The sequence below is a fragment of the Jidongwangia harbinensis genome (assembly GCF_020216025.1).
Classification (GTDB): Bacteria; Actinomycetota; Actinomycetes; order Mycobacteriales; family Micromonosporaceae; genus Actinoplanes; species Actinoplanes harbinensis.
The window spans coordinates 19,743-34,943 of sequence record NZ_JAIWNC010000029.1; the positions used below are offsets into that span (position 1 = coordinate 19,743).

15 protein-coding genes are annotated in these 15,201 nt (G+C 70.9%); 9 read left to right on the forward strand and 6 right to left on the reverse strand.

What is annotated here, in order from left to right; all coding sequences use genetic code 11:
- Positions 1 to 174: 174 nt before the first annotated feature.
- From LDL48_RS30470 to LDL48_RS30485, 4 genes are all read right to left on the reverse strand, one after another.
- A complete protein-coding gene (locus LDL48_RS30470; RefSeq protein WP_225258566.1) occupies positions 175 to 1,161 on the reverse strand; it encodes a Ppx/GppA family phosphatase in 987 nt (328 codons plus the stop codon).
- A gap of 126 nt (positions 1,162 to 1,287) precedes the next feature.
- Positions 1,288 to 3,978 carry an ATP-binding protein gene (locus LDL48_RS30475; protein WP_225258567.1) on the reverse strand — a complete coding sequence of 897 codons (2,691 nt, stop codon included), beginning with the start codon at positions 3,976 to 3,978 and terminating at the stop codon, positions 1,288 to 1,290.
- Between the two features lie 106 nt (positions 3,979 to 4,084).
- Positions 4,085 to 5,698: a PAS domain-containing protein gene (locus tag LDL48_RS30480; protein WP_225258568.1), complete on the reverse strand. Its 1,614-nt coding sequence runs from the start codon at positions 5,696 to 5,698 to the stop codon at positions 4,085 to 4,087.
- 175 nt (positions 5,699 to 5,873) lie between these two features.
- Positions 5,874 to 6,470: a TetR/AcrR family transcriptional regulator gene (locus LDL48_RS30485; RefSeq protein ID WP_225258569.1), complete on the reverse strand. Its 597-nt coding sequence runs from the start codon at positions 6,468 to 6,470 to the stop codon at positions 5,874 to 5,876.
- 105 nt (positions 6,471 to 6,575) lie between these two features.
- Between LDL48_RS30485 and LDL48_RS30490 the strand changes: the two genes are divergently transcribed.
- The 3 genes from LDL48_RS30490 to LDL48_RS30500 all read left to right on the forward strand — a co-directional run bounded on the left by LDL48_RS30490 (position 6,576) and on the right by LDL48_RS30500 (position 9,178).
- Positions 6,576 to 7,760, forward strand: coding sequence for a cytochrome P450 (locus tag LDL48_RS30490; protein ID WP_225258570.1), 1,185 nt, complete (start codon positions 6,576 to 6,578; stop codon positions 7,758 to 7,760).
- Positions 7,757 to 7,954, forward strand: coding sequence for a ferredoxin (locus tag LDL48_RS30495; protein WP_225258571.1), 198 nt, complete (start codon positions 7,757 to 7,759; stop codon positions 7,952 to 7,954). The genes LDL48_RS30490 and LDL48_RS30495 overlap by 4 nt, the downstream gene beginning before the upstream one ends.
- Positions 7,955 to 8,041: 87 nt before the next feature.
- Entirely contained in the window at positions 8,042 to 9,178 is a 1,137-nt protein-coding gene (locus LDL48_RS30500; protein ID WP_225258572.1) for a glutamate--cysteine ligase, read from the forward strand.
- Between the two features lie 9 nt (positions 9,179 to 9,187).
- On the opposite strand, the gene LDL48_RS30505 is transcribed toward LDL48_RS30500, so the two are convergent.
- The gene (locus LDL48_RS30505) at positions 9,188 to 10,456 is read right to left on the reverse strand and encodes an enoyl-CoA hydratase/isomerase family protein (RefSeq protein WP_225258573.1); all 1,269 of its coding nucleotides are present in this window, start codon (positions 10,454 to 10,456) and stop codon (positions 9,188 to 9,190) included.
- A gap of 51 nt (positions 10,457 to 10,507) precedes the next feature.
- On the opposite strand from LDL48_RS30505, the gene LDL48_RS30510 reads away from it, so the two are divergent.
- Positions 10,508 to 10,840 carry an ArsR/SmtB family transcription factor gene (locus LDL48_RS30510; protein ID WP_225258574.1) on the forward strand — a complete coding sequence of 111 codons (333 nt, stop codon included), beginning with the start codon at positions 10,508 to 10,510 and terminating at the stop codon, positions 10,838 to 10,840.
- A 99-nt stretch (positions 10,841 to 10,939) separates the two neighbouring features.
- Positions 10,940 to 11,410, forward strand: coding sequence for an SRPBCC family protein (locus tag LDL48_RS30515; RefSeq protein WP_225258575.1), 471 nt, complete (start codon positions 10,940 to 10,942; stop codon positions 11,408 to 11,410).
- 62 nt (positions 11,411 to 11,472) lie between these two features.
- On the opposite strand, the gene LDL48_RS30520 is transcribed toward LDL48_RS30515, so the two are convergent.
- The gene (locus tag LDL48_RS30520; protein WP_225258576.1) at positions 11,473 to 12,333 is read right to left on the reverse strand and encodes an enoyl-CoA hydratase/isomerase family protein; all 861 of its coding nucleotides are present in this window, start codon (positions 12,331 to 12,333) and stop codon (positions 11,473 to 11,475) included.
- Between the two features lie 75 nt (positions 12,334 to 12,408).
- Between LDL48_RS30520 and LDL48_RS30525 the strand changes: the two genes are divergently transcribed.
- The 4 genes from LDL48_RS30525 to LDL48_RS30540 all read left to right on the forward strand — a co-directional run bounded on the left by LDL48_RS30525 (position 12,409) and on the right by LDL48_RS30540 (position 15,187).
- Positions 12,409 to 12,996, forward strand: coding sequence for a TetR/AcrR family transcriptional regulator (locus LDL48_RS30525; RefSeq protein ID WP_225258577.1), 588 nt, complete (start codon positions 12,409 to 12,411; stop codon positions 12,994 to 12,996).
- A gap of 41 nt (positions 12,997 to 13,037) precedes the next feature.
- A complete protein-coding gene (locus LDL48_RS30530) occupies positions 13,038 to 13,454 on the forward strand; it encodes a VOC family protein (RefSeq protein WP_225258578.1) in 417 nt (138 codons plus the stop codon).
- Positions 13,455 to 13,631: 177 nt separating this feature from the next.
- Complete coding sequence (locus LDL48_RS30535; RefSeq protein ID WP_225258579.1) at positions 13,632 to 14,858, forward strand: type 2 periplasmic-binding domain-containing protein; 1,227 nt, start codon at positions 13,632 to 13,634, stop codon at positions 14,856 to 14,858.
- Positions 14,855 to 15,187 (forward strand): hypothetical protein, encoded by a 333-nt coding sequence (locus tag LDL48_RS30540; protein WP_225258580.1) that lies wholly within the window; start codon positions 14,855 to 14,857, stop codon positions 15,185 to 15,187. Before LDL48_RS30535 ends, LDL48_RS30540 begins: the two co-directional genes overlap by 4 nt.
- Positions 15,188 to 15,201 lie beyond the last annotated feature (14 nt).

Below are 15,201 nucleotides of genomic sequence, written 5' to 3' on the forward strand. Positions count from 1 at the left end.
CGGGGCCGCGCGGCGTCATCCCGCCGGGATGGTCGTCGGTACGTCCACCGACGGGATGACGCACGTGCTATTGGTCGAATGGCCGATGCCGGCCGTGCGCGGCCCCGAGGAGGACACGGAGTAGCGCGTGGGCGCGGAGGTTGCGCGCGCCGCGTGCCGATCCGGTAGCCGGCCTCACGCGGCCGGCGCGTCGGGACGCCGGTCGGTCAGGGGCCACGGCCGTTGGGACGTGGCTGGCACGCCGAGCGTGTCCAGCCGGCGCAGGATCACCCCTTCGCGTAGCGCCCACGGACAGATCTCCAGTTCGCTGACCGGCAGTGTGCGCATCGCGGCCCGGGCCACCATTGCGCCGGCCACGAGCTGGTGGGCGCGACCCGGGCTGACTCCGTCCAGGGTGGCCAGGTCGGGCGAGGCCATGTGGCTGATGAAGCTGAACAGCTGGCACAGTCCGACGTCGGTCAGGGTGCGGCGGGCGCGCTGCCCGGTGCCGGCCGGGGCCCCTGCGGCGAGTCGCGCCAGCGAGCGGAACGTCTTCGAGGTGCCGACGGCGAGTTCGTACGGTCCCGCTTGGCGTATCCGGTGGGCGACCGGCGTGAGGGTGGCTTCGAGATGGTCGGTGAGTGCCTCGATGTCGCGGCGGGTGGGTGGGTCGTGGGTCAGCCGCTGGCGGGTGAGTCGTCCGGCGCCGAGGGGGAGCGACAGTGCCACCTCGGGGTCCTCGTCACGGCCGGCGGCCAGTTCCAGCGATCCGCCGCCGATGTCGAGCACCAGCAGCCGCCCGGCGGACCAGCCGTACCAGCGGCGGACGGCCAGGAACGTGTAGCGGGCCTCGTCCTCGCCGGACAGCACCTGCAGGCCGACACCGGTCTCGGACCGGACCCGGGACAGGACGGCGGCCGAGTTGTCCGCGTCGCGTACCGCCGAGGTCGCGAAGGCGACCAGCTCCGCACAGCCCGCGATCGTCGCGGCCGCCTTCGCCCGGGCCACGGCACGGACGAGTCCGTCGGCACCCGCCCGGGTCAGCCGCCCGGCGTCGATGTGCTCGGCGAGCCGCAGCTGCGTCTTCTCGGAGCGCATGGGATGGGGATGCCCGCCCGGGTGCGCATCGACGACGAGCAGATGCACGGTGTTGGAGCCGACATCCAGCACACCGAGCCGCATGCCAACAACGGTAACGCTGAGTACGGGGAGCCCGGTGGCCGCGCTACGGGATTCATCAGGCGTTCAATGTTTGTTTGTCCCGGGAACATGATCCGAGTACGGAACCCGGCATCGGCGGGGACGGGGTCAGAACTGACGCTCCGCCTCGGGGATGCCGAGGTCGGCGAACAAGGCGAGGGCGCGCTGCTGATGCTGGTGCGCCTCGTCGGCGTCGCCCGTGGAGTGGTGGACGTGGGCGAGACCATGGTGCGCGCGAGCCTGCTCGTACCGCTCGCCGATCTCGGTGGCCATGGCCAGAGCGGCGGCGTGCGAGGCGCGCGCCCGGCGGAGTTGGCCGCCGGCACACATGGTCCGGCCGAGGCTGTTGAGCGCCGTGGTCTCTCCGCCCCGGTCGCTCATCTCGCGGAAGACGGCGAGGGCCTGCCGATGGTGCTCGATGGCCGGCCCGTGCCGGCCCAGTCGCTGGAGGGCGCCGCCGAGGTTGGTCAGCGCATAGGCTTCCCCCTCGCGGGCGCCGATCTGGCGGTACAGGGCGAGGGCCTGCCGGTGGTGCTCGACGGCCCGCTCGGGCCGGCCCAGTCGCAGGTGGACGAGGCCGAGAGTGTCCAGTGCGTAGCCTTCCCCCTCACGGGCACCGATCTCGCGGAACAGGGCGAGCGCCTGCCGGAGGAGACGGGTGGCCTCCCGGTGCCGTCCCAGTCGCAGGTGGACGAGGCCGAGGGAGTCCAGGGCGTAACCCTCACCGCAGCGGTCCTGGATGTCCCGGTGGAGGGTCAGGGCCTGCTGGTGGTGCTCGATGGCCTGCGGGTACCGGCCGAGCCGCTGAAGGATGAGGCCGAGGTTGTTGAGCGTGAAGCCTTCGCGGTCGCGGCTGCCCAGCTCACGATGTATATCGAGGGCCTGCTGCAGATGATCGGCGGCGTGCTCGAACCGGCTCAGCCCCCAGTAGATGATGCCGAGGTTGCCCAGCGCGCGGGCCGTACCCTCGCGGTCGCCGACCTCGCGGCACAGCCGGAGGGCCCGCTCGTGCAGGCCGGCTGCCTGCTGGTACCGGCCGCGCCGCCAGTCGACGGCGCCCAGGTTGTTCAGGGCCTGGGCTTCGGCGGCCCGGTCGCCGGTGTCGCTCGCCGCCCGGCGTGCCAGGGTGTGCAGGACGGCTGCCGCCCCGTGATGCCCGCCGGCGTCGAGGTACCGCCACAGGGTGGCGGCCAGGCCGGTGGTGTGGGACGGCCAGCCGTGGTCGGCGGCGTGGCCGGCGGCGGCGATGAGGTTGGCGCGTTCGACATCCAGCCAGGCCAGGGCGGCCACCGGATCGTCCACCGGCGGGACGGCGGTGTCCGGCGGCCGGATCTGGGACCGGCGGTGCCGTTCGGCCGGGAACAGTGTGTGCGTGGCCGCGCCCGCGGTGTGCAGGAGATGGTCGAGGAGGCGGGTCAGGGCGTGGCGGCGGGCCGAGGGGCGGTCCTCGTCGCGGGCCTGGGCGGTGGCGTAGGCGCGTACCAGGTCGTGGAAGACGAACCGGCCCGGTGCGGCCGACTGCAGGAGATGATCGCCGCACAGGTGGCGCAGGTCTTCGCCGACCGCATCGACCTCGGTGCCGGTGAGCGCGGCCGCAGCGTAGGCGTCGAAGTCGTGACCCGGGTGCAGGGTCAGCAGCCGGAAGATCTGTTGCCGGGCGGCGGGCAGGTGCTGATAGGACTGGTGCAGGGCGAGTTCGACGCCGGTGTCCACGCGCCGTTCCCGGTGGCGTTCGTCGAGCCGGTCGGCGTGGTCGGTCAACGTCCAGCCCGGCGTACCGCGAATGTGCGCGGCGACCAGGCTCAGCGCCAGCGGCAGGTACCCACAGCGCCGGACGATCCGGGCCGGGGCGCGCGGATCCGCGCCGGGCGGAATCCCTTGTACCGCACGGGCGAGAAACGTCAGGGCCTCGTCGAGCGTGAACACGTCCACCGACAGGTGCGTCGCGAGGGGCAGGTCCGCCAGGTTGCGCCGGCTGGTGACCAGGGTGAGACACCCTGGTGTGGCCGGCAACAGCGGGCGGACCTGCTCGACGGTGGCGGCGTTGTCCAGCACCACCAGCGCCCGGATGCCGGCGAGGCGGTCGCGGTAGGCGGCGGCGCGGGCGTCGAGATCGTGCGGGATCTCCTGGCCGGGCATCCCGAGCAGGCGCAGGAACCCGTCCAGCACCGCGGCCGGGTCGGCCGGCGGCTGTGTCGGGTCGGGATCGAACCCGCGCAGGTCGACGAAGAGCACCCGCTCGAACGGCTGTTCCCGATGGAGCTGGTGCCCGGCGTGGACGGCGAGCTGGGTCTTGCCGACCCCGGCCATTCCCTCGATCGCGGAGATCACCACCGCCTCTCCGGCACGGGCCGCCCGGTGGAGGCGGTCGAGTTCGCCGGTGCGGCCGGTGAATCCGGCCAGGTCCTGCGGCAGGCGGTCCTGGACCCGGACCTGGGCGACCGCCTCGATCTCCCCGCCGATCACCCGCAACGCCTGGCGCCACTGCGTGACGTATCCGATGTCGGGGTGCAACGCCTGGACCAGCGCGACCACCAGCTCGGTGTCCAGCCGGCGCCGGCCGGGCCGGAAGCAGTACGCGACGGTGGACTTGCACACCAGCTCATCGGCCGGCCGCCCGGCCGCCGTCCAGGCGGCGTTGACCCGGTCCTTGATCGTCTCGTACGAGGGGTCACCGGCCCAGACCTTCAACCGCCGCAGCCGCTCGACCAGATCGGCGAGGCTCCGCGCCCGTCCCGGATCGGGCAGCGTCGTGAACGCCTCCTCCGGCGTGGTCACCGGGCCCGCTGACAACGTCATCACCCACCCCCGTGAGTCGGGTCGATGTCTCAGTGTTCCGGAGGGTAGCGACCGCACCGTCCACCGGCGGTCGCGCACCGGACAGTCCACGCCGAACGCGGCCTCGCTAGAAGCGGAACCGGTGCCGAGCGCTGCGCCGGTTCACCCGGGCCGGTGCCTTGGTGCGGGTGTCGCCATGGGCCGGCTGCTCGTTCGGCTCATGGCTTCGGGTGAAATCCCGCATCGTCACCACAAAGCCCTGGACCAGGCGATCCTCGCGCAGGTCGCGGTAGGTGGCCTCGACCAGCACCTGGCTGCCGTCCGCCCGCACCAGCGAGCAGAACACCACGCCGTCGCCGGAGCCGCGGAACGCCTGACGCAGCTGGGTGCGATCGTCCGGATGCACCAGGTCGCCGAGGGTGGCCAGAGGTGGAAGGTCCGGCACGCGGAGCAGCTCGCGCAGCGACGGACTGGCGTACCGGATGCGCTGGTCCTCGTCGATCACCACGGTGATGTCCGCGCTGGTCCGGATCACCGCGCGCAGATAGAGGTCGCTGTCGCGGCGGCCGACCGCCTCCACCAGGGAGATGCGATCCAGCGCGAGCGCCGCCTGACCGGCCAGCACCTCCAGCGCGTCGCGAGTGGCGGTCAGCGTGTCCCGGCGGCCCACCAGGATCAGCGCGCCGCCGCTGGGCCGGGCGACGGCGAGCGGCTCCAGCCAGAGCGGACAGACCAGGGTGGCGTGGTCGTGGCCGGCGTTGTCGAGCCACCAGCTGCGCGGCGGTGCGCCGGCCTCGGGGCCGGGCACCGCTTCGAGCGTGAGCTGGCGGTCGTCGGTGGCGAAGTCGACGCTGCGGACCGCGTCCGGCGGCATGAGCTGGGCGATCGCGGCTCGGATCGCCTTGTCGACGGCCACCGCGTCGGCGGCGGCGACCAGCGCGGCGCTCGCCTGCCGCAAGCCGCGCTCGCGGGTCAGGGCGCGGCGGTTCAGGGTCATCGCGTCGGTCAGGCGGGTGATGGTCAGAAGCAGGGTGATCCCGCCGGCCACGGCGATCACCACGCCGTCGCCCACCGTGCCCTGGACCGCCTCGACCAGCAGAACGACCGGCGGGGTGGCGACGGAGATGCCCAACAGCGCCGCCCAGCGCCCGCGCCACGGGCTCGGACGCGGCGTCGCGGGCTCGGTGAGCCGCACCATCGACGGGTGCAGCGCGGCGGCGCCCCACGCCAGATAGAGCACCACGAACCCGGACTCGCTCAGCCGGCCCGGCCACAGTGGCTGCGCGATGTCACTGACCAGCACCCCCACCGCGCCGACGACCAGCAGCGCGGCCGACGGGTTCCGGCCCACGGCGACCAGCAGGCGGGCGACCACCGCGAGGAGCAGCAGGGCGCCGATGACGTACGCCCCGGAGATGTTCCCGATCTGGCCCGCGTCGCCGATGACGAACACCCAGACCACCAGCAGCGTCGAGCACGCGAGCGCCAGCAGGTCGATCAGCCGTGCCCGGTCGACGAGAATCGCGCCGATGCGGGTCAGCTGCAGCAGGCTGCCGGCGACGAACACGAACATGGCGTAGAAGCAGAGATCGGCCACCCCGGGCCGGCCCGACGCGGTCAGCACGTCGCCGGCGGCACTCGCCACAATGGCGGCGGCGAGCAGGAGCCACGGTCCGATCCGGGCAGGTCGGTGACGGCGGACCCCGTAGACGATGGCGGACGCGCTACCGATTCCCAGCACGCTCCATTCGATGGCCCTCAGCACGGCCCCACTAGTACCAGTGCCGTCGCTGTGTGTCCATGCCGGTGTATACGTAGCGCGATGACTTGTGGCATTGGCACACCCTACGGCGGCAACGCGATGAGCCGACTGGGCCGGGACGGAGCGTCAAAGTGCGAGGGCGAACCGCGCGGCGTCAGATGCGGGGCGCGACGGTGGCCATGGCGCGGTCGATGGCGTCACCGAGCGAGCCCGCCGCGCCGGATGCCAGCCATGCGTGCTGGGCGGCGACCAGGCATCCGAAGGCCGCCGCGGTGACCGCGCGGGGCGCCGGATCGTCGACGGCGTACGGCTTGCCGGCCATGTCGGCGCGCTCCCGCAGCACCTCCACCACCGCGTCCTGGATGAGCTGCAGCTTCCGCAGGTAGGCGGCGAACAGCGCGGGCGTCTCCAGGAGTACCCGATGGGTAGCCTCCGCGGTCTGTGGCCGGCCGGGTTCGTCCAGCATGAAGAACAGGTGGCGCAGGGACGTCCAGACCGGCTCTTCGGCCGGCCGGGAACGCAGCGTCTGCAGCATCACGGGCACGGTGGCGTCCATCTTGCCGACCACGATGTCTTCCTTGGTGGCGAAGTACCGGAAGACGCTGCGCTGTGACATGCCCACGGCGGCGGCGATGTCGTCGATGGTGGTGGCGTCGTAACCGCGCTCGATGAACAGCGAGAGGGCAGCCTCGCCGATCTCCCGCTGTACCGCTCGGCGGGTGCGTTCGCGCAGACCTGACTCGACGTTCATGACGGGCTGACCGTATCACCCACGCCACGGTTGACAGTTACTGACAGAACTGTCGTAGGTTGTCATCCGACCGAGATCGATACCTGCAACGACGGGACTGACGTCATGAACGCGGTGCTGCCGCTCACCCGCACCTGCCCATTCGCGCCGCCGGCCGAGCACGTCCGCCTGCAGGAGACCGAGCCCGTGGCCTGGGTGACGCTGCCGACCGGGGAGCAGGTGTGGGCGTTGACCCGGATCGACGACATTCGCACGATGCTGACCGACCCGCGGTTCAGCGCCGACCGTACGCACCCCGGGTTTCCCCACCTCGCGCCCGGCCGCCGGGCGATGGCCGGCTCGCTCAAGCGCATGATGGTCTCGATGGATCCGCCGGAGCACGGGCGGGCCCGCGGGGCCGTGGTGGGGGAGTTCACGGTCAGGCGGACGGCCGCGCTGCGGCCGCGGATCCAGCAGATCGTCGACGAGCGTATCGACGCGTTGGCGGCCGGCCCACGCCCCGCCGATCTCGTGCCGGCGCTGTCGCTGCCGGTGCCCTCCCTGGTCATCTGCGAGGTGCTCGGCGTGCCCTACGCCGACCACGCATTCTTCCAGCGCAGCACGGAGGCGCTCCTCCGGCGGACCACACCGCCGGAGGAGCGGCAGGTGAGCCTCGGCGGACTCCACGCCTACCTGCAGGAGCTGGTCGCCCGCAAGGCCGCCGAACCCGGTGACGACCTGCTCAGCCGCCAGCTCGACGGTGGCGCCGACCGGCAGGACGTGGTCAGCCTCGCGATGCTGCTGCTGATCGCCGGCCACGAGACCACCGCGAACATGATCTCCCTGGGCGTCATGATGCTGCTGCGGCACCCCGACCAGCTCGCCGCGATACGCGACGACCCGGGCCGGACACCGCGGGCCGTCGAGGAACTGCTCCGCTACTTCACCATCGGCGAGTTCTCGCTCTCCCGGGTCGCGGTCGGCGACGTCGAGATCGGCGGGAAGCTCATCCGCGCCGGTGAGGGTGTCGTCGTGCTCTCCAACGCGGCGAACCGCGACCCGGCCGCCTTCGCCGACGGCGACCGGTTCGACGTCGGGCGCGACGCGCGGCACCATGTCGCGTTCGGCTTCGGCGCCCACCAGTGCCTCGGACAGAACCTCGCGCGCGCGGAGCTGCAGATCGTCCTCGACACGCTGTTCCGGAGGCTTCCCGGTCTGCGCCTCGCCGCGCCCGTCGACGAGCTGCCGTTCAAGGACGACGCCAACATCTACGGCCTGTACGAGCTGCCGGTCACCTGGACGGTGCCATGACCCGCATCGTGGCGGACGCGACCCGCTGCGTCGGCGCCGGCCAATGCGTACTCACCGATCCGGCCACGTTCGACCAGGACGGCGCGAGCGGTGTCGTCGTGTTGCTGCGCGCTGCTGTTTCCGACGAGGGCCTGGCCCTGGCGCGGGCGGCGGAGTATCTGTGCCCGGGCCGGGCGCTGTCGCTCGTCGAGTGAGCCAGGTTCCCGGAGCCGCATGCGCGGGCCTGGCACCTGCGCATCGGCAGACGGCCGCCGCATCGGGCCGGTTCGTAGAGTTGGCGCATGCGTATCGAATTCGCCCCGTCACGCCGGTCGAGTCTGGGGATCGAATGGGAGTTCGCCTGCGTCGACCGCCGGAGCGGCGACCTGGCTCCCGCGGCTCCGGACCTGCTGGCGAAGCTCGGCGCGGCGGACGCCTTCCCGCATGTGACCAACGAGCTTCTCACCAACACGGTCGAGATCGTCAGTGCCCCGCACCGCCGGGTCCGGGACTCCGTCGACGACCTGGCGCGGCTGGTCGAGCGGGTGAGTGCGATGGCGGAGCCGATGGGTGTCGACCTCATCTCGTCGGGGACACACCCGTTCAGCCAGTGGTTCCAGCAGCAGGTGACGCCGGGCAAGCCGCGGTACGACACGCTGATCGACCGCACCCGCTGGTGGGGCCGGCAGATGATGATCTGGGGCGTACACGTGCACGTCGCGGTCGAGGATCGCCGCAAGGTGCTGCCGATCATCGACGGCCTGCTGACGTACCTGCCGCACTTCCAGGCGCTCAGCGCCTCCAGCCCGTTCTGGGCGGGGGAGAACACCGGGTACGCCTCCAACCGGGCGCTGATGTTCCAGCAACTGCCGACCGCCGGGTTGCCGCCGCAGTTCACCGAGTGGTCCGAGTACGAGGCGATGGTGGCCGATCTGCAGCACACCGGTGTGATCGAGGAGCTGAACGAGCTGCGCTGGGACATCAGGCCCGCCCCGAAATGGGGCACGATCGAGGTGCGGACGTTCGACGGGATTCCCACCGCGCGCGAGATCGGCGGGATCGCGGCGTTGACCCAGTGCCTGGTCGAACACTTCTCGTCGGAACTCGACGCCGGCCGCGAAGTCCCGAAACTGCAACCGTGGTTCGTCCGCGAGAACAAGTGGCGGGCGGCGCGCTACGGCATGGACGCGATCATCATCCGGAACTCCGCCGGTGACGAACGACTCGTGACCGAGGACCTCGCGGAGTTGCTGTCGGCCCTCGCGCCGACCGCCCAGGCGCTCGGCTGTCCGGCGGAGCTGGACGGCGTGCGGGACATCATCGACCGGGGCGCGAGCTATCAGCGTCAGCTCCGGGTCGCCGCGGCCAACGGCGGTAGCCTCAAGGCCGTCGTGTCCTCGCTCGTCTGGGAACTGCGCGAGGACAGGCCAGGCTCCTAGCGGGATGTCTCACCGGCCGCCTCCGGCGTGCAGGACGCCGCCGGTCCAGGCGGGAAAGCCGGCACCGAGTACGGAGGCGACGTCGGCGCCGGCCGGGTCGATCCGCAGGCCGTTGTCGAGGGCGCGGCGCGCGGCGGCGGCCATGTCGGCGGGGTCGGGACCGGCGTCCAGAAGGGTCTGCACGAAGGAGACGTGGCCGGCGTGGATGAGCACCGGGATACCGCCCTTCGCGCGTACCCCGGGGATGTGGCCGGCGTCGGTGATCTCGACGATCGGAGCGCCGGGGGCGAAGAACACCGCCGCCAAGGGGTTGTCGACGATCTGCGGGAACTCCCGCACTCCGGTCCGCGTGCCGTCCGCGGGAAGCCGGGTGGGTGCCGTGGCGAGCGCACGCATCGCGGAGAACAGATGTGCCAGACCCGGGAACTCGGGCGCACTCAGCAGGGCCCGGCAAGCCGCCGTCTCGATGTCGAAGGCCTCGTCCAACGGCGCCGCCGCGCTGCGCACCGCCACCTCGTGCACCGCGGCGAGGGCACGTACCGGTGACCCTTGTGAGCGGCGGTGCACCTCCTCGGCCACGCCCGGCGGCTCCGCGGTCCCACCGGGAAGCGCGTAACCGGGTCGCTCCCACCGCTGCACGAAATGCCCGGCCGGCTGCGCCCGAACCCAGGCCCGCGCCGCGGCGACCGTGTCGTCGGCCAGCTCGTCCACCAGGCCGGCGGCCAGCGCCTGCGCGGGGTGGTACACCGTGCCGGGGCCGACGATCTCGAGCACCGTCGCGGCGATCCCGAACATGCGGGTCGCGCGGACCGTTCCGCCACCCGCCGGGAGGATGCCCATCCCGGTCTCGGCGAGCGCCCACACGACTGACGGGTTGTTCGCGCCGACCCGGTAGTGGCAGGCCAGCGCCAGCTCGAAGCCGCCGCCGAGCGCGGAGCCGTTGAGCGCGGCGGCGACCGGCCGGCCCAGGGTCTCCAGCCGGCGCGCCTGGTCGCGCAGCGGTGTCAGCAGCTCGTAGGTGGCGGCGGCCTCGTCCGGGGTGATCTCGCCCGGCACGAAGTCGGGGCCGGCGATGAAGGAGCGTTTCGCCGAGGTGAGCACGACGCCACGCAGCCGGCCGAGGTGCCGGGTGAGGTCGTCGAGGCAGGCGCCGAGCCCGTCGTAGTGGCGACGGTTCAGCATGTTCGCGGTGCGGCCGGGGTCGTCGAGGGTCACGGTGACGACGCCGTCGGCGTCCCAGGACCAGCGCGCCGAACCAGACTGTTGGACATCCGTCATACGGTTAACGTAGGCGATGGTATGACGGATGTCCAACTGTATGGTGGGGGCATGGCCCGGGAGGACGACGCGATGCCGGACATCGCCGAGGTGACGATGGTCGACGTGCTGCGGGCGGTCGCCGACCCGATCCGCCTCCGTATCGTGCAGACGCTCGCCGACGGCCTGCCGCACGGCAAATGCGGCACCCACTGGGATTTCGGCGTGCACAAATCGACCATGACGCACCACTTCCGCACGCTGCGGCAGGCAGGCCTGACCCGTACCGTCGTGTCCGGCCGCACGCACACCGTCGAGTTGCGCCGCGACGAGCTCGACGTCCGCTTCCCCGGCCTGATCGACGCCCTGACCACTGCCGCCGGCGTGCCACAGCGGCAGGGTTGAGTCACCGCCGCGGGCGCACGGCCGGCGGCCTCGGCGGTTCCTGAGATCTGGAACCGGGCGATGAGCGGAGGCCCAGCTCGACCGGTCTAGGCTGCCGACGTGCCGGTGGTGATCGAGGTCGTGACGTTCGTCCAGGCTGCTTCGGACGTCGTGTTCGACCTGGCGCTCGACGTGGACGTCCATGCCGCGTCGATTCCCGACAGTGCCGAGACCGCGACGACGAGCACCGGCCGGCGTCGCCTCGCGCTCGGTGACGAGGTCACCTTCCGTGCTCGTCACTTCGGCCTTCGCTGGCGCATGGCCAGCCGGATCACGGTGTGCGAGCGTCCGTATCGGTTCGTCGACGAGCAGACCCGGGGGCCCTTCCGGATGCTGCGTCACGAGCATCTGTTCCACACCCTGCGGCCCGGGACCACCCGGATGACGGATCGGATGACCGTTGGTGCACCGCTCGGGCCGGTGGGGGTGGTGGTGACTCGTCTGCTGCTCGCCCCGTACCTGCGACGGCTCCTGGAGGAGCGTGCCGCTCACCTCAGGCGGGCGGCCGAGGCGTGTGCCGGTCAGCCTTGACGGTGCTTCCCCGGCACAGGGCGGATCCACGCTTCCGGGCGGTGGGTGTGGTGGGTGACTGATCAGAGGTCGTCGAGGATGCGTTCCAGGTCGCGTTCGCCCTCGCGCGTCTGCACGCCCGCGGCGAGTTGCCGGTGGGCCGACGCGACCATGTCCTCGGTGAACAGGGAGAACAGGGCGGCATTCTCCACGGCGTACGCACGGTGCGGGATTTTCGGGGTGATGGTCTCGACGGTGGTCTTGACGGCGGCGACGACCTCCGGCCGCAGGCGCGCGATCCGGCGTGCCAGCCGGTCGACGAAGGCGTCGATCTCGTCGGCGGGGAGTGCGCGATTGACCAGGCCGTAGCGCTCGGCCAGTTCGGCGCCGACCAGCTCGCCGCCGAGCAGCAGTTCCAGGGCGCGTTCCCGGCCGAGCAGACGGGCCATGTGCACCGTCCCGCCACCGCCGGGAAGGATGTCCATCACGGCCTCGGGCTGGGCCTGGCCGGATCGTCCGATCGCCGCGAAGCGCATGTCCAGGTACATGAGGAACTCGTTGCCGGCGCCGCGGGCAAAACCACTGATCTTGCCGATGGTGACCTGTGGCAGGCTACGCACCTCGTCGCTCAGGGCCTCGAGGATGTTCATGCCGTCCGCAACCGGCACGTCCGGAGCGGCGGCGATCGCGGCGGCGGTGGCGGCGGGTAGCGCCGCGGGGTCGGTGAGGTAGGCCATGTCGCCGTGCGCGCTGAAGAACTCCGGGTCGGCGCTGTCGAACACGACGACGCGGACCTCGGTGTCGTGGCGTACCCGGTTGACGAAGCCGCGCAGTGACGGCAGCAGGACGCCGTCCAGGAGATTCAGCGGCGGGTGGTCGAGGGTGGCGACGGCGACGCCGTTCGCGACCGCGATGCGTACCCCGGGCAGGTCGTCGTAGTCCATCTATACTCCTTACCGAACTGGGGAGTTTCCCCGGAAATTATGTGGGGACCATCCCCACTTAGTCAATGAGGAGTGATGTTGGCCAAAGCACGCCCGCTGCGCGCCGACGCCCAGCGCAACCGCGACGCGATCCTGTCCGCCGCCCGGGAGACGTTCGAGGAACAGGGCGTGTTCGCCCCGCTCGACGCGATCGCGTTACGCGCCGGCGTCGGCAACGCCACGCTCTACCGCAACTTCCCCACCCGGGACGATCTGGTGTCCGCCGTCATCGCGGGCTTCTTCACCCGAGCGCTGGCCGAGGCCGACGAGCTGGCCCGAACGCTGCCGCCGGCAGCCGCACTCGGCGAGTGGCTGATCCGGGTGAGCTGGGGCCTGCGGATCTGGCACGACCTGCCCACGTGCCTCGCCACCGCGCACGACGACGACGCCTCGCCGTTGCACTCGGCGAACGCGCCGCTGGTCGAGCGGATCGGCGTGCTGCTGGACGGCGCACGGGCGGCCGGCCAGATCGGGGACGAGATGACAGCGGACGAGGTGTTCGAGTTGGTCCTCGCCCTGTCCTGGGGCATCGACCGATTCGGTGACGACCAGGCGAAGGCGCGACGCCGAGTCACGACCGCGATGACCGGAATCTACGCGCGGCCGGACCCTCTCCCACTCTGACGAGCGGACGACCACGGCCAGGCCATCCGTAGGCTGGCGGGGTGCGGATCGACCTGGTTGCCCTGATCGTTGACGAGTACGACTCGGCCATCGCCTTCTTCACCGGCGTACTCGGCTTCGACCTCGTCGAGGACTCACCCTCACTCACCAACGACGGACAGCCGAAACGCTGGGTGGTCGTCCGTCCGCCCGGCGCGCAGACCGGGCTTCTCCTTGCCCGGGCCGACGGAGAACACCAGACCGCGGCCGTCGGTCATCAAACAGCCGGACGGGTCGGGTTCTTCCTCCGCGTCGACGACTTCGACGCCACGTACCGACGGATGACCGAGGCCGGCGTCACCTTCGTACGCCCGCCGCGTACCGAACCCTATGGCCGCGTGGCCGTCTTCCTCGACATCGCCGGGAACCGGTGGGACCTCCTCGGCGACGTGCGAGCCGGAGAAGGCCCGGCTGCATAGTGCTGGGATGACATTCGGCGGGCCGCATCGTCGCTGCGTTGGAAAATCAACCGATCATCCGACCACGGACAGCGGAAACCCACGAGTTTCGCGATTCCGACATGGGACAGGGTTGCATTCTTCCGGTCGGGCGGCAAGGGTTGTCCAGGAAATATCATGAGGTGAAAGTGACTCTGGATGCCCGAACGGTTTTCGCGCAGATCATTCGTGAGCGGCGCACTGTCATGTGGAGCATTGTCGGCGTGGGGCAGTCTGGTTTTCAGTGGCCGGCCCGCGCCGCGACCGCAGCGCAAGGTCACGCTTACCATCGCGAGCGGTGCGGATCTCACCGGTGCCAGGCAGTTGCTCAACGACGTCTGGAATGAGGGTGACCCGAACTGCACCGCGGAATACCGCATTGCCGAAGGGTCGACCTCCGACCAATTCCGCCAGATGCGGGGATGGGCGGCCAACGGAGAGGTCGACATCGTCAACCTTGACGCCATCCACATGGCGGAGGCGGTCTCGACCGGCTTGTTGAGACCGCTGGACGTCGACAACCGTGCTCAGTTCCTGGAAGCGCCGCTCCGGACCTGTCAGGTGGCCGGCGACGAGCGGCTGTGGGCGGTGCCGTTCAACACGGACTGTGGCGTGCTCTTCCACCGATCTCCCGGCCGGGGATCGCTGCCGAAGCTGCGTGACCTGCTCGAGTCCACCAAGTCCGGAGCGGGGAGGCGCTGGATCGCCCAGCTGCCCCAGAGTCCCGGACCGCAGGGCGAGGCCTTTCTCTGCAACGTCCTGGAGCACGCGCTGGCGATCGACCCGGGCATCGTGGACGCGGACGGCGTCCCGTCCGCCGAAATCGACCGATGGCACGACGCGCTACAGCCGCTCCGGACGGCGATCGGCCGGGACCGGGTGGTCGGCGTGGCGGAGCTCAGCGATGAGAATCGCAGCGTCAACTCGTTCGTCGGGGGCGCTGCCACCATTATGCGCAACTGGCCCACCAGGTTTCGGGAGATTGATCGCAAGGTCGCGGCGGCCATCGCCATCGGTGGTCTGCCGCACGGCATTCTCGGTGGACAGAACCTGGCCATCACCACGCGGACCCGAAATCCCGCCGAGGCGCAGAAGTGGATCGATTTCATGACCGGTCTACCCGCGCAGCACGTACTCGCGGTGCACGGATTCGCGCCGACCCGGACGAATACGTACAACGACGATGTCCTACAGGATCAGGTGCCGCATCTGGAAACCCTGCGAATCCTGATCGGGCAGGCCCGGCCCCGTCCGGGCCTGCCCGACTACGACAATTTCTCGAAGGATGTCCAGGAGCCGCTGCGGGTCTACTTGTTCGACCCGCGGGTCACCAAGCTCCCCGGAAGCTTCGTCGAGCTGATGAAGAAGGCGCGGGCCGGAAAATGAGCGGATTCGCCTTCTTCGAGCAACCCGCCTATCTGCCGTCGCTCTGGGCCACCGCGCTGGTGGTGGCCACCGTCGGGATCACCTCTCTGGTGAACCGGCTGGTCCGGAACAGCCGGCGCGTCGCGGTGCCCCGGCAGCTCTTCATCGTCTCTCTCGCTCTGGCGGCGATCGTGCTGCTGATCCACCTGATCTCCATCGGCCTCGACAAGGCGGACAAGCTGTCCAGCATCATCAGCATGTTCCTGGCCATCGCCACGTTGGGTGTGGCCTCGTGGATCAGCCGGTCGGTGGAGGAGAAGGACGAGGACGAGCACGAACCGACGCGGTAAGACGTGGCCTGGAC

Bases quoted from the DNA above. Each gene is read 5' to 3' on its own strand.
- LDL48_RS30470 (WP_225258566.1), bottom strand. From the start codon at position 1,161: ATGCGGCTCGGTGTGCTGGATGTCGGCTCCAACACCGTGCATCTGCTC.
- LDL48_RS30475 (WP_225258567.1), bottom strand. From the start codon at position 3,978: ATGACGTTGTCAGCGGGCCCGGTGACCACGCCGGAGGAGGCGTTCACG.
- LDL48_RS30485 (WP_225258569.1), bottom strand. From the start codon at position 6,470: ATGAACGTCGAGTCAGGTCTGCGCGAACGCACCCGCCGAGCGGTACAG.
- LDL48_RS30490 (WP_225258570.1), top strand. From the start codon at position 6,576: ATGAACGCGGTGCTGCCGCTCACCCGCACCTGCCCATTCGCGCCGCCG.
- LDL48_RS30495 (WP_225258571.1), top strand. From the start codon at position 7,757: ATGACCCGCATCGTGGCGGACGCGACCCGCTGCGTCGGCGCCGGCCAA.
- LDL48_RS30500 (WP_225258572.1), top strand. From the start codon at position 8,042: ATGCGTATCGAATTCGCCCCGTCACGCCGGTCGAGTCTGGGGATCGAA.
- LDL48_RS30505 (WP_225258573.1), bottom strand. From the start codon at position 10,456: ATGACGGATGTCCAACAGTCTGGTTCGGCGCGCTGGTCCTGGGACGCC.
- LDL48_RS30510 (WP_225258574.1), top strand. From the start codon at position 10,508: ATGGCCCGGGAGGACGACGCGATGCCGGACATCGCCGAGGTGACGATG.
- LDL48_RS30520 (WP_225258576.1), bottom strand. From the start codon at position 12,333: ATGGACTACGACGACCTGCCCGGGGTACGCATCGCGGTCGCGAACGGC.
- LDL48_RS30525 (WP_225258577.1), top strand. From the start codon at position 12,409: ATGTTGGCCAAAGCACGCCCGCTGCGCGCCGACGCCCAGCGCAACCGC.
- LDL48_RS30535 (WP_225258579.1), top strand. From the start codon at position 13,632: ATGCCCGAACGGTTTTCGCGCAGATCATTCGTGAGCGGCGCACTGTCA.
- LDL48_RS30540 (WP_225258580.1), top strand. From the start codon at position 14,855: ATGAGCGGATTCGCCTTCTTCGAGCAACCCGCCTATCTGCCGTCGCTC.